General features: G+C 59.6%; 9 protein-coding genes. All 9 read left to right on the top strand.

What is annotated here, in order from left to right:
• The first annotated feature begins 52 nt into the window (after positions 1–52).
• The 9 genes from pilM to MHM37_RS02355 all read left to right on the top strand — a co-directional run bounded on the left by pilM (position 53) and on the right by MHM37_RS02355 (position 12,973).
• The gene (gene pilM, locus MHM37_RS02395) at positions 53–1,114 is read left to right on the top strand and encodes a type IV pilus assembly protein PilM (RefSeq protein WP_139525124.1); all 1,062 of its coding nucleotides are present in this window, start codon (positions 53–55) and stop codon (positions 1,112–1,114) included.
• Positions 1,111–1,680 (top strand): PilN domain-containing protein, encoded by a 570-nt coding sequence (locus MHM37_RS02390; protein WP_139525125.1) that lies wholly within the window; start codon positions 1,111–1,113, stop codon positions 1,678–1,680. Before pilM ends, MHM37_RS02390 begins: the two co-directional genes overlap by 4 nt.
• Positions 1,677–2,324: a type 4a pilus biogenesis protein PilO gene (locus MHM37_RS02385; protein WP_239295876.1), complete on the top strand. Its 648-nt coding sequence runs from the start codon at positions 1,677–1,679 to the stop codon at positions 2,322–2,324. Before MHM37_RS02390 ends, MHM37_RS02385 begins: the two co-directional genes overlap by 4 nt.
• Positions 2,321–2,839 carry a pilus assembly protein PilP gene (locus MHM37_RS02380; RefSeq protein ID WP_239295877.1) on the top strand — a complete coding sequence of 173 codons (519 nt, stop codon included), beginning with the start codon at positions 2,321–2,323 and terminating at the stop codon, positions 2,837–2,839. The genes MHM37_RS02385 and MHM37_RS02380 overlap by 4 nt, the downstream gene beginning before the upstream one ends.
• Positions 2,840–2,894: 55 nt before the next feature.
• Entirely contained in the window at positions 2,895–4,958 is a 2,064-nt protein-coding gene (pilQ, locus tag MHM37_RS02375; RefSeq protein WP_239295878.1) for a type IV pilus secretin family protein, read from the top strand.
• Positions 4,958–5,524, top strand: coding sequence for a shikimate kinase AroK (gene aroK, locus MHM37_RS02370; protein ID WP_139525129.1), 567 nt, complete (start codon positions 4,958–4,960; stop codon positions 5,522–5,524). The genes pilQ and aroK overlap by 1 nt, the downstream gene beginning before the upstream one ends.
• Positions 5,521–6,624 carry a 3-dehydroquinate synthase gene (aroB, locus tag MHM37_RS02365; protein WP_239295879.1) on the top strand — a complete coding sequence of 368 codons (1,104 nt, stop codon included), beginning with the start codon at positions 5,521–5,523 and terminating at the stop codon, positions 6,622–6,624. Before aroK ends, aroB begins: the two co-directional genes overlap by 4 nt.
• A 455-nt stretch (positions 6,625–7,079) precedes the next feature.
• Positions 7,080–11,522, top strand: coding sequence for a glutamate synthase large subunit (gltB, locus tag MHM37_RS02360; RefSeq protein WP_239295880.1), 4,443 nt, complete (start codon positions 7,080–7,082; stop codon positions 11,520–11,522).
• Positions 11,523–11,554: 32 nt separating this feature from the next.
• Positions 11,555–12,973: an FAD-dependent oxidoreductase gene (locus MHM37_RS02355; protein WP_139525132.1), complete on the top strand. Its 1,419-nt coding sequence runs from the start codon at positions 11,555–11,557 to the stop codon at positions 12,971–12,973.
• Positions 12,974–13,190: the final 217 nt, after the last annotated feature.

The raw sequence follows: 13,190 nt of genomic DNA, 5'->3' as shown, positions 1-13,190 counted from the left end.
AAATCATGTAACCTCGAAACTCGCACGATAGGCAGGCGGAGCCGAACTCAACATGCGTTTACTAACACCCAGTAAAGGGTTGATTGGTGTCGATATTACCTCGGCGACCGTCAAGCTACTCGAACTCAAACGGTGCAACGATAATTACCAAGTCGAGAGCTACGCCGTGCGCCCGCTTCGCGAAGGTGCGGTGGTCGAACGCCGTATTCGAGATATGAACGATGTGGCCAACATGCTGAGTCGCGCCGTCGAACACGCCAAACCCTCAACGCGTAAAGCTGCCGTGGCCGTTCCGGCCAGCGCTGCCATTACCAAAACGCTTCAGTTTCCCGTCTCGCTGAGCGAAGACGAGATCGAAGAGCGCATAATCGCCGAGTCAGACCGGCATATTCCGTTTCCGTTCAATGAAGTGGCGTTCGACTTCCACTGCCTGGGCCCTGCGCCCTTCGATGACGAGCAGCAGCAGGTCATTTTGGTGGCTTGCCGCCAGCAGGATGTGTCACAGCTCACCGAAACCTTGGAGCGTGCCGGATTGGAGCCTGCGGCGGTGGATGTGGAAACCTTCGCCATGGAGCGCTCGCTGGCCGAGCTGCGTCGTCAGCTCAACGTCGACAGCGACCCCAACGCCTGCGTAGGGCTAGTGGATATTGGTGCGAACATGAATGCCTTTCACGTCGTGCGTGGAGGTCACATCGTTTATAGCCGGGACACGGTGTTTGGCGGTCGCCAGCTCACCGACGCGATTCGCGACCATTACTCTTTGAGTAACGAAGAGGCGGGCTTTGCCAAAAAGCGCGGCGGCCTGCCTGAGGATTACCACGAGAAAGTGCTCAATCCGTTCCTGGAAACCGTCGTACAACAGGTGGGGCGCTCCCTGCAGCTCTATTATACCGCCGGGCGCCAGCACGAAGTGCAGCACATCGTACTGGCCGGCGGCTCGAGCGTCATTCCCGGCTTGGCCGAGCGCATCGCCGACGATAGCGGTATGTCGGTGACCATCGCCAATCCGTTTCAGCGTATGCGTGTCAATAAGCGCCTCAATATGGAAGGTTTGACGAACGATGCTCCAGCCATGCTCACCGCGGGCGGTTTGGCGATGAGGGTTGGACTATGAGCATTAATATCAACCTGCTTCCCTGGCGGGAGGCGCGTCGGGAGAAACGCACCCGCCGTTTTTACGGGGTCGTCGTGCTGATGCTGATCGCCGGGGTTGCGCTGGGCCTGGGGGTCGCTCAGCTTTACCAGCAGAAGCTCGCCGCTCAGCAGCAGCGTAACGCCTATATCACCCAGCACATCGAGCGCCTGAATAACGAAATTGCCGATGTGCAGCGCTATCAACAAACCGCCGAGCGACTAGGCGAGCAGTTGGCGCTGTTCAACACGCTGCAGGCCGAGCGGGTGAGTACCGTGCAACTGTTCAACGATATCGCTGCAAGCGCGGTAGACGGCGTGGTGTATCAGCGGCTGACCCGTAACGGCGAGCAGGTAAGCGTATCGGCCATGGCGGGCAGCGAACGTCAGGTATCCGATCAGCTGCGTCAGATTGCCAGTATGCCTGGGCTAGGAGTGCCGCTACTGTCGGAGGTGACCAGCGGGCAAGATGGCAATAGTCGCTTGTTCCAGTTCGAAGTGGTGCAGTCGTCGCTGAGAGAGAGTGGTGACGGGGAGGAGTCGCCATGATAGGGGGGCGCGAGCGCTGGCGGGATGAGTGGCAGCGATTGAAAACGCTGGATTGGCAGTCGCTGGATGTCAAAGAAGCGGGCGAGTGGCCCGTGCTACTCAAGGTGCTGTGTGGCGCGCTAGCGTTTTGCGTAGCCTTGGGCGGACTGAGCTGGTGGTTGGTGAGCGAAAAGCGCATCGAACTGGAAGCGGCGCAGCGCCAAGAGGCGCGTCTTCTGAACGAGTATCGTAGCAAAGTCTCTGAAGCGGCCTTTTTGCCCGAAGTGCGGGACCAACTCATCGCGCTCGAAGAGCAGATGACCACTATGCGCTCCATGCTGCCCACCAGTGCCGAAATTCCCTCGTTATTGGATAGCATTAGCGAGGCAGCGCTGGATAATGACTTGAGTATCGAAACGATTCGCCTGCGCCCCACCGTGCGAAATACGCACTACGTGGAGCACCCGCTGGATATTCAGGTGCGCGGCGGCTATCACGAGCTGGCGCACTTCGTGGCCGACATTAGTCAGTTGGCACGTATCGTGACCCAGCACGATATCGCGCTCTCACCGGCCGAGCAGAGCGGTGAGTCGCTGCGTATGTCATTGGTCGCTCGCACCTATAGCTATATAGACGCAGCAGACGGGGAGGCGCCCGCACCATGAAGCGTTTACTCACTTTTGGCTTAATGGCGCTTCTCGCGGGTTGTAGTGACGCCAACCTTGGCCAGCTAGCGTCGGTGTTGGACGAGATTCGGCGCGCTCCAGCGGGACAGCCGCCGGTCGCCATTCCAACGATTCCCGACTACCAGCCGATAGAGTACCGCTATAGTAATGCCCGCAGTCCGTTCCTCGCTCCTGAGAGCGTGCGAGCGACCGAGGCGGCGGCCGTCTTTGCAAGCGCCCTGGCCCCCGACCAGCAGCGAAAGACCGAGCCGTTAGAGCAGTTCCCGCTGCAAAGCCTACGTTTGGTGGGCACGCTGCGGATGGGCGGGCAACAGGTGGCACTGATCAGCGCGCCAGACGGTAGCGTCACTAGCGTGCGCGAAGGCAACTACCTAGGCACCGATTTCGGGCAGGTGACCACGATCAGTCCGCAAGAAGTGCGCATCACCGAACGTACGTTACATCAGCAGTTAGGTTGGCAAGAGCGCGAGGCAACGCTCACGCTACAGGAGTAGCTAGCCCCACGCTACTCGGCAGTACACTACATTGACTCGTTACCGGATGATATCTATGGCCGTCACGCTTCGTCGAATTACGCTATCACTGTTAGCTCTGTTGCCGACTTTTGCCTTTGGGTCTGTGCTAACCGACTTGGACGTGCGCCAAACCGACAGCGGTGAGGTCGAGCTGCTCTTGCAATTCAGCGGCGGTGTGGCCGAACTGCGTGGCTATCGGTTGGACGCGCCGCCCCGCTTAGCGCTGGACCTGGCCGATACCCAAAGTGGCTTGCCCCAGCGGCGGATCAACGTCGATCGCGCAGGCGTCGAGAAGATTACTGCATTGGAAGGAAATGGCCGAACGCGTCTGGTGGTCGACCTACGCCAACCGCTCGAGTACACCTCCCGCGTGGAAGGCGATCAGCTACGAATTACCTTGAAGAGTGCTGGGGACGTCCCAACGTCCGAGCGCGTGGCCTTGAGCAGCGCAGCGCCGCCATCGGTCGATAGTGGCTTGGAAACGTCTGAAGGCCCACGCGTCACCAATATCGATTTTCGCCGAGGGGACGATGGGGCTGGCCGTTTGCTGGTCACCTTCGACCGGGAAGGTGTGGTGACACAGGTGCGCGAAGGCAGTGGCGGCGTGGTCGTGGCTGAACTCCGCGATGTAGACATTCCCGATGCGCTCAACCAAATCTATGACGTAACCGATTTTGCCACGCCGATTACCCGTATTACGCCCCGTTCCGGGCAGCGCGATACACTGCTGGAGCTGCAAACCAACGGCCCCTACGCCATGGTCTCATCGCAAAGCGGACGCACGCTCACCGTCGAAGTGCAGCCGGTGAGCCAGGCCAGCCAGCAAGAGCGTGAGCGTCAGGGCGAGAGTTTTACCGGTGATCGCTTGAGCCTCAATTTCCAAGATATCGAAGTGCGCGCAGTGCTGGCCACGCTGGCCGAATTTACCGGCTTGAACCTGGTGGCGAGCGACAGTGTGACGGGGCGTGTGACACTCAATCTCAACGATGTGCCCTGGGACCAAGCGCTGGCACTGATTTTGCAAAGCCAGGGGCTCTCAAGCCGTGAGCAGGGGAACGTGATCGTCGTGGCACCTGCGGGTGAGTTGGCAGACATCGAACGTCAGGAAATCGAAGCGCGCAACCAGCAGCAAACACTGGCGCCGCTGGTGACCGAGTTCATCGAGGTGAAATACGCCCGTGCCGAGGACCTGGCACAGCTGCTGCGCGGAGCAGAAGGTTTCGGTCTGCTGACCGAGCGTGGTCGGGTGAGCGTCGATCAGCGTACCAACACACTACTGATTCAGGATACCGCTGTTCAGGTACGTGACATCTTGCGGACTCTCGACCGTCTCGATGTGGCGGTTCGACAGGTGCAAATCGAAGCACGTATCGTCATTGCGCGGGATACCGCCTCTCGTGAGCTGGGCGTGAACTGGGGCGTTTCCAGCACTCGCGGCTTTTTAGAAAACGATGACGGCACCTTCTCACGCCGGGATATCAACCCGAACGGTATCAATCGTGCCCAGGGGGGGTTGGCGGTTGATTTGGGGTCCACGGCGGCAGCCAACACCGGCTTCAGCTTTGGCTATTTGTCGGGGGATATTCTTCTCGACCTGGAACTGCGCGCGCTCGAGAGTGAAGGGAAGAGTCAGACGATCTCACAGCCTCGCGTGATCACGGCCAATCAGCGCACGGCTACCATTCGCCAGGGCGAAGAGCGAGCATTTCAGAGCGTCGATGCGCAGGGTAACCCAGACACCGAATTTAAAGAGGCAGAGCTATCGCTGGAGGTGACGCCGCAAATCACCCCAGACAATCGCATCATCATGGATCTGGTGATCAAGAACGATAGCTTTCGAGAGAGTGAGTTTGGCGGCGAGCCGCCCATCGATACCAACCAAATTGAAACCCAAGTGCTGGTGGATAATGGTCAGACGGTGGTATTGGGCGGTATTTTGACCACAGAGCAGCTCAGCCAGATGGCGAAAACGCCGCTATTAGGCGACCTGCCCGTGCTGGGTCGACTCTTTCGCTATACCGAAGAGAGCAATGAAAAGGTAGAGTTACTGGTCTTTATTACTCCACGACTACTTGACGATGGTTTGGCGGTTCGCTGATGCAGGATTTACCCAATCTTTTTTTAATAGGCCCCATGGGGGCTGGCAAGAGCACGATAGGTCGCCTGTTGGCAGGGGAGCTATCGCGCCCATTTTACGATAGCGACCACGCCATACAGGATCGTTGTGGTGCCGATATTCCCTGGATCTTTGACGTCGAGGGCGAGCCAGGTTTTCGTCAGCGTGAAATTCAGATGATCGACGAGCTTACCCAGCTAGCGGAGGTGGTCGTTGCCACCGGTGGTGGCGCGGTACTGCGAGAAGAGAACCGTCGGGTGCTCCGCGAGCGTGGCACCGTCATCTACCTGATGACCACCGTCGAACAGCAGCTGAAGCGCACCGCGAAAGACCGCAATCGTCCACTGTTGCAGTGCGCGAACCGCGAGCAGGTGCTCAACGACATGTTCGCCGCCCGCGATCCGCTTTATCGTGCGACCTCTGACATTACCGTGCGGACGGACCGCCGCAGCCCGCGTGCGGTGGTCAATGAGATATTGCGCCGCGTACACCGCCTGATCGATCCGTTGGACGCTGTCAGCGCCCCACAGAAGAAGGTTTCTCCATGACCGAATACGCCCCCCAACGCACGCTCACCGTCGATCTGGGCGAGCGTAGTTACCCCATCCATATTGGCGTAGGGCTGCTGCAACGCGCAGACAGCTTCGTGCCTTATCTGGCGGGCAGCCAAGTGATGATCGTCACCAACGAGACGGTGGCCCGGCACTATTTGCAGACGCTGCAGGCGTCGCTGCCCGAGCGGCTCGACGTGCGTACCGTGGTGCTACCGGATGGGGAGCAGTACAAAACCATCGAACAAGTTGGGCACATTTGGGATGCGCTGCTCGAGGCAGGCTTCAATCGCCGCTGTACCCTGATTGCCTTGGGAGGTGGTGTGATTGGCGACATGGTGGGGTACGCGGCCGCGTCCTATCAGCGCGGCGTGGCGTTCATTCAAGTGCCCACCACACTACTTTCTCAGGTGGACTCCTCGGTAGGCGGTAAAACCGGGGTCAACCATCCGCTGGGCAAGAACATGATTGGCGCATTCTGGCAGCCCAGAGCCGTGGTAGTGGATATCGCCACGCTGACCTCGCTGCCTGCGCGGGAGCTCTCTGCAGGGCTGGCGGAGGTGGTGAAGTACGGCTTCATTCGCGATGCCGCCTTCCTTGCTTGGCTGGAACAGAACATGGCGGCGCTGCGCCGCGTCGAACCCGAGGTGGTGGCAGATGCAATTGCCAAAAGCTGCCAGATCAAAGCCGATATCGTAGCGGAAGACGAAACCGAGCAGGGCGCACGTGCGCTGTTGAACCTAGGACACACCTTTGGCCATGCCATCGAGGCGCATCAAGGTTACGGCAACTGGCTGCACGGCGAAGCCGTAGGGGCCGGCATGGCGATGGCCGCCACGCTCTCCCACCAGTTGGGGTGGATCAGCGCTGATGCCTTAGAGCGCACGAAAGCGGTGATCGAAAGCGCGGGCCTTCCGCTTGTTGCGCCAATGGGCATGTCGTCGGATGACTTCTTGACACGAATGCGGCTGGATAAAAAGAACGTGGACGCGCGTCTGCGTCTGGTGCTACTGAACGACTTGGGCGATGCCTGCGTTAGCGATGCCACGCCTATCGAGACGCTGAGACAGCTACTTGATGGTTATCCGCGCGGCTAGGGGAATCAATCGTAAGCGCACCCGCTCAAAACCCGCCTCGAAACAGGCGGGTTTTGTTTGCCTAGAAAGCGCCGAAATGGCTGCTGACTAGTGATATCCGTATGCCTTATGCGCCATCGGCATGGGGTTTTTGGTTAAAATTAGACTAAAGTCTAGTGTTCTATATTGGTCGTTAAAATACCGTTTCTTTAGCCTGCAAGCCGTTGAAGTATAACTGTTTTTTTATTGAACGGTAGTGCAACTACGGGATTTGGCGAGGGTTTTTGACGATTGGCGAGTGTCGAGCGATTGCGCTACGCGGTGGCAAATCGCTATGCTGAGCGACCATTTTCTTGCAGCAGCGAATGCGGAAAACACCCTATTTTGGGCGGGTAACAAGAGCCATAAAAAAAGAAAAACCCGTAATAATACCATAAAAACGCTGCTTACAAAATACGCTGACTAGAGGCACGCCCATGAATAGAGGTCTTCACCAGCCAGGCGAGTTTCGCGATAACTGCGGCTTTGGCCTTATTGCCCACATGGAAGGGCAGGCCAGCCACGACTTGCTGAAAACGGCTATCGAATCACTGACTTGCATGACCCACCGCGGTGGCATCGCGGCAGATGGTAAAACCGGCGACGGTTGTGGCCTGCTGCTAAAGATGCCCGCACAGTTCATGCGTGCTGCTGCTAAAGAGTCGCTCGATGTAGAGCTGGGCGAGCGCTTCGCGGTGGGGTCGGTATTTTTACCCAACGACGATGCGCGTGCCGCCAAAGCTAAAGAGACGCTGGTGGCTGAGTTAAGCGCACGCGGTTTGGACGTGCTGGGCTGGCGCGTAGTGCCCACGGACTCGAGTGTCTGTGGCCCCATGGCGCTGGACTGCCTGCCGCGTATCGAGCAGCTGTTCGTTGCCCCCGGCAGCAGCGACAATTTCGATGTCGATCTTTTCATGGGTCGCCGCTACGCCGAGCAGGCGCTGCGCAGCGACGAAGACTTTTACGTGGCGTCGCTCTCCACCGAAGTGGTCTCCTATAAAGGCCTGGTCATGCCGGAAGATCTGCCGGCCTTCTATAAAGACCTGAACGACCCACGCCTGGAAACCGCCATCTGCGTCTTCCACCAGCGCTTTTCGACCAACACCGCACCGCGCTGGCCGTTGGCACAGCCGTTCCGCCTGCTGGCGCACAACGGCGAGATCAACACCATCGAAGCCAACCGCGGCTGGGCGAACTCGCGTAAGGCAAACTTCGTCAACGAGCGTCTGCCGGATATCGCTAAACTAGACGAAATCGTCAACACCACCGGCTCCGACTCCTCCAGTATGGATAACATGCTGGAAGTGCTGCTGACCGGCGGTATGGAGCTACACCGCGCCGTGCGCATGATGGTGCCGCCCGCCTGGCAAAACGTCGAGACCATGGACGCCGAGCTGCGCGCGTTCTACGAGTACAACTCCATGCACATGGAGCCGTGGGACGGCCCTGCAGGCGTGGTCATGACCGACGGTCGCCAAGCGGTCTGTATGCTGGACCGTAACGGCCTGCGCCCCGCGCGCTGGGTGATTACCAAGAACGGCTACATCACCTTGGCCTCCGAAATCGGCACCTACGGCTACAAGCCGGAAGACGTGGTGGCAAAAGGCCGCGTCGGCCCCGGCCAGATGCTGGCCGTCGATACCCAAACGGGCGAAGTGCTGCACACTCAGGACATCGATGATCGCCTGAAGTCCGCATACCCCTACAAGCGCTGGCTGAAACAGGAAGCGAACTACCTGGAGTCGGCGCTGACCGAACTGGCGCGCTTCCAAACGATGGACACGGATGCGCTGAACGTGCAGCAGAAGATGTTCCAGGTAACGTTCGAAGAGCGCGACCAGGTACTGCGCCCGCTAGCGGAGAGCGGCCAGGAGGCGGTGGGCTCCATGGGCGACGATACGCCGATGGCGGTACTGTCGAGCCGCCCGCGCCTGCTCACCGACTACTTCCGGCAGAAGTTTGCCCAGGTCACCAACCCGCCGATCGACCCGCTGCGCGAAGCGATCGTGATGTCGTTGGAAACCTGCTGTGGCGCGGAGCTGAACGTCTTCAAGGCCACACCGGAACACGCCCATCGCTTGATTTTGACCACGCCGGTGCTCTCGCCGCGTAAATTCACCGCCCTGGTGAGCCAGGACGATCCGGCCTTTGCTAGCCATATGCTGCCGCTCGGGTACGATCCAGAGCAGACCAGCCTGCAGCAGGCGATTACCGCGCTGTGCCAAGAAGCCGAAGCGCAGGTAAAAGCGGGTAAAGTGATTCTGGTGCTGAGCGATGCGGAGCTGCCCAAAGGCCAGCTGCCCATTCAGGCAGCGCTGGCCGTGGGTGCGGTGCATTCCCACCTGGGCCGCCTGGCGCTACGCCCCAATGCCAACATCGTGGTCGAGACTGGCTATGCCCGCGATGCGCACCAGATGGCGGTGCTGTTCGGGGTGGGCGCGACAGCGGTCTACCCATGGCTGGCGTATCAGGTCATGGCGGATATGCACCGCACCGGGGAGCTGACTGGCAACCCGGCAGACGCCCGCGAGAATTACCGTAAAGGCCTGCAGAAGGGGCTCTTCAAGATCCTTTCGAAGATGGGCATTTCGACGCTGGCCTCCTATCGTGGCTCCATGCTGTTCGAGGCCGTCGGTCTGTCGAACGAGGTCATGGAGACCTGCTTCGTGGGCATGGCGTCGCGTATTCAAGGCACCGGCTTCGCCGAGCTCCAGCTTCAGCAAGAGCTACTAGCCAAAGAGGCGTGGATTCCCCGCAAAGGTATCTCCCAAGGCGGTATGCTCAAATACGTGCACGGCCATGAGTATCACGCCTACAACCCGGATGTGGTGAAGTCGCTACAAGCCGCTGTGCAAGAGGGCAGCTACGCCAAGTGGAAAAAGTTTGCCCAGCTGGTCAACGAGCGTCCGGTGGCCACCATTCGTGACCTGCTGACGCTTAAGCCTGCTGAGTCTCCGGTGCCGCTGGAAGAAGTCGAGCCCATTGAAGCGCTGATTCCGCGCTTTGATAGCGCCGGCATGTCGCTAGGCGCGCTGTCGCCTGAGGCGCACGAAGCGCTGGCACAGGCCATGAACGAGGCGGGTGGTCGCTCCAACTCCGGTGAGGGCGGCGAAGACCCGGCCCGTTACGGCACCATTCGCAGCTCGAAGATCAAACAGATCGCCTCAGGTCGTTTCGGTGTTACGCCAGCTTACCTGGTCAATGCCGACGTGCTGCAGATCAAGGTGGCTCAGGGCGCGAAGCCCGGTGAAGGCGGCCAGCTGCCGGGCGGCAAGGTCAATCAGCTGATTGCCCGCTTGCGCTACTCGGTGCCCGGCGTCACGTTGATTTCGCCGCCGCCACACCACGATATTTACTCCATCGAAGACTTGGCGCAGCTGATCTTTGACCTCAAGCAGGTCAACCCAGACGCGCAGGTCTCGGTGAAACTCGTCTCCGAGCCAGGGATCGGCACCATTGCCACCGGCGTCGCCAAAGCCTATGCGGACTTGATCACCGTGTCTGGCTACGACGGCGGCACCGCGGCTAGCCCGCTCACCTCCATCAAGCACGCCGGTTCTCCTTGGGAGCTGGGCCTGCCGGAGGTGCATCAGGCGCTTCGCATCAACGGCCTGCGGGACAAAATCCGCCTACAAACCGATGGTGGCCTGAAAACCGGTCTTGACGTCGTCAAAGCGGCGATTCTGGGGGCCGAGAGCTTCGGTTTTGGTACCGCGCCGATGGTGGCGCTGGGCTGTAAATACCTGCGTATTTGCCACCTGAACAATTGTGCCACCGGTGTAGCGACCCAGGACGACTTCCTGCGCGGCGAGCACTTCCGCGGCACCGTGGATATGGTGAAGAACTACTTCCGCTTTATTGCCGAAGAAGTACGCGAGCTGATGGCCATGCTGGGCGTTCGCAAGCTCACCGACCTGATTGGCCGCACGGACCTGCTGGAAGTGTTGGAGGGCAACACGGCATCACAGCGCAAGCTGGATTTAATGCCGCTGTTGGCGAACGACTTCGTGCCTGCGGATGCGCCTCAGTTCTGTGAAGTGAGCCGCAACGTGCCCCACGACCCGGGTGCCAAGAACCAGGAAGTGCTGGCGGCGCTGAAAGAAGCCATCGAGTCTCAGTCAGGTGGCACCTTCGACTTCACCATCACCAACTGCGACCGCAGCGTCGGGGCGCTCACCTCCGGTGCCATTGCCAAGCGTTACGGTGAAGAGGGGCTCGAAGCTGCACCGGTGACGGCGCGCTTTATCGGTGTGGCGGGCCAAAGCTTCGGCGTGTGGAACGCCCGTGGTCTGAACCTCTTCCTGGAAGGTGATGCCAACGACTACGTCGGTAAAGGCATGAACGGCGGCAGCATCGTCATCGTGCCGCCCAAGGTCAGCCAGTTCGAGAGCCACAAAACGGCCATTATCGGCAACACCTGCCTCTATGGGGCTACGGGTGGCACGCTGTTTGCCGCCGGTACCGCTGGCGAGCGCTTTGCGGTACGTAACTCCGGCGCCACGGCCGTGATCGAAGGCGCGGGTGACCACTGCTGTGAGTACATGACCGGTGGTTTGGTCTGCGTGCTGGGTGAAACCGGCGTTAACTTTGGGGCGGGCATGACCGGTGGCTTTGCCTACGTGCTCGATGAAGACCGGACCTTCGTGGACAAGTACAACCACGAGCTGGTCGAAATTCACCGGGTCAACACCGAAGCGATGGAAGCCTACCGTCGCCACCTGCGGGAAATGATCGAGGCCTACGTGGCCGCGACGGGTTCCGCACGCGGTGCGGCGATTCTGGAAGACTTTAGCGACTACGCGCGCCACTTCTGGCTAGTGAAGCCAAAAGCGGCCAGTCTGGGTAGTCTGCTGGATCAGTCTCGGCGTCAGCCGCAATAACCGTCAGCGCCTACGCTTCGAGGAGAGAGATCATGGCCAACCGTTTGAATAACGATTTTCAGTTTGTCGACGTGGGTCGTAAAGACCCACAGAAAAAACCGGCGCACACCCGGGCCAAAGAGTTCGCAGAAATTTACGAGCCGTTCAAGCCCACCGATGCGGCGAGCCAAGCGCACCGCTGCTTGCACTGCGGCAACCCTTACTGCGAGTGGAAGTGCCCGGTACACAACTACATTCCCAACTGGCTGCAGCTGGTGGTGGAAGGCAACATCATCGAGGCTGCCGAGCTATCCCACAAAACCAACTCGCTGCCGGAAGTGTGTGGCCGCGTATGCCCCCAGGATCGTCTGTGCGAGGGTGATTGCACCTTGAATGACGGCTTTGGTGCGGTGACGATTGGTTCGGTGGAGAAGTACATCACCGATACCGCCTTTGCCATGGGCTGGCGCCCGGACATGTCCAAGGTGGTGTGGACCGATAAGAAAGTCGCGATTGTCGGTGCAGGCCCTGCGGGCTTGGGCTGTGCCGACATTCTGGCGCGCAACGGCGTCAAGCCGGTGGTATTCGATAAGTACCCCGAAATTGGCGGTCTGCTGACCTTCGGTATTCCTGAGTTCAAGCTGGAAAAGAACGTCATGGAGCGCCGCCGCGCGGTCTTCGAGGAGATGGGCGTCGAGTTCCGTCTGAATACCGAAATCGGCACCGATGTCGAGTTCGAGACGCTGCTGCAGGAGTACGATGCGGTGTTCCTGGGCATGGGGACGTACAAGTACATGCAGGGTGGCTTCCCCGGTGAAGACCTGCCCGGCGTCTATAAGGCGTTGGACTTTCTGATTGCCAACGTCAACCGCCGCTTGGGTTTCGAGAAGGACCCGAACGACTTCATCTCGATGGAAGGCAAGCGCGTGGTGGTGCTGGGCGGTGGTGATACCGCGATGGACTGTAACCGCACCTCGATTCGTCAGCGTGCGGCCAGCGTGACCTGTGCCTATCGCCGCGATGAAGAGAACATGCCGGGTTCGCGCCGCGAAGTGGCCAACGCGCGGGAAGAGGGCGTCGAGTTTCTGTTCAACCGCCAGCCGGTTGCGGTAGTTGGTGAAGATAAGGTCGAAGGCGTGAAGGTGGTTCGTACGCGCCTGGGCGAGCCGGACGAAAACGGCCGTCGTCGCCCGGAAGTCGTACCGGGGTCTGAAGAGATCATTGCCGCTGACGCCGTGGTGGTCGCCTTTGGTTTCCAGGCAAGCCCGGCGCCGTGGTTCGAAAGTGCCAAGATCGACGTCAACGATTGGGACCTGGTCAAAGCGCCCGAGCACGGCCAGTACGCCTTCCAAACCAGCAACGAAAAAATCTTTGCCGGTGGCGACATGGTGCGCGGCTCCGATCTCGTGGTCACTGCTATTTATGAAGGGCGTCAGGCGGCTGAGGGCATCCTGGATTACCTAGGGGTTTGATTTTTACGCGGGGTTCTCCAGCCCCGCGACATTACCCGCCTCAGGCCAACGCGAGGGCGCTGTTAACCCATCCTTGGGCGCTATTTTCGCCATCCATGGCGAAATACCTTCGCGTTGGCCTGATCCCGGCGTCGTCAGTTCTCATCCTTCATTAGGTGGCCTCGGCAGTTCAAATTGAGCCTTAAGGCGTACTCTGCTATTCTGTCGTCCCATCCTG

Source organism: Halomonas sp. MMH1-48, from assembly GCF_022348105.1.
Lineage (GTDB): Bacteria > Pseudomonadota > Gammaproteobacteria > Pseudomonadales > Halomonadaceae > Vreelandella > Vreelandella piezotolerans.
The sequence above is the reverse complement of the archived record's forward strand: the minus strand, read 5'-3'. Positions and strand labels throughout refer to the sequence as shown.

What these genes read in the sequence shown, in the direction of transcription:
- MHM37_RS02385 (WP_239295876.1), top strand. Translation starts at nt 1,677, where the DNA reads ATGATAGGGGGGCGCGAGCGCTGGCGGGATGAGTGGCAGCGATTGAAA.
- aroK (WP_139525129.1), top strand. Translation starts at nt 4,958, where the DNA reads ATGCAGGATTTACCCAATCTTTTTTTAATAGGCCCCATGGGGGCTGGC.
- MHM37_RS02380 (WP_239295877.1), top strand. Translation starts at nt 2,321, where the DNA reads ATGAAGCGTTTACTCACTTTTGGCTTAATGGCGCTTCTCGCGGGTTGT.
- MHM37_RS02355 (WP_139525132.1), top strand. Translation starts at nt 11,555, where the DNA reads ATGGCCAACCGTTTGAATAACGATTTTCAGTTTGTCGACGTGGGTCGT.
- gltB (WP_239295880.1), top strand. Translation starts at nt 7,080, where the DNA reads ATGAATAGAGGTCTTCACCAGCCAGGCGAGTTTCGCGATAACTGCGGC.
- pilQ (WP_239295878.1), top strand. Translation starts at nt 2,895, where the DNA reads ATGGCCGTCACGCTTCGTCGAATTACGCTATCACTGTTAGCTCTGTTG.
- pilM (WP_139525124.1), top strand. Translation starts at nt 53, where the DNA reads ATGCGTTTACTAACACCCAGTAAAGGGTTGATTGGTGTCGATATTACC.
- aroB (WP_239295879.1), top strand. Translation starts at nt 5,521, where the DNA reads ATGACCGAATACGCCCCCCAACGCACGCTCACCGTCGATCTGGGCGAG.
- MHM37_RS02390 (WP_139525125.1), top strand. Translation starts at nt 1,111, where the DNA reads ATGAGCATTAATATCAACCTGCTTCCCTGGCGGGAGGCGCGTCGGGAG.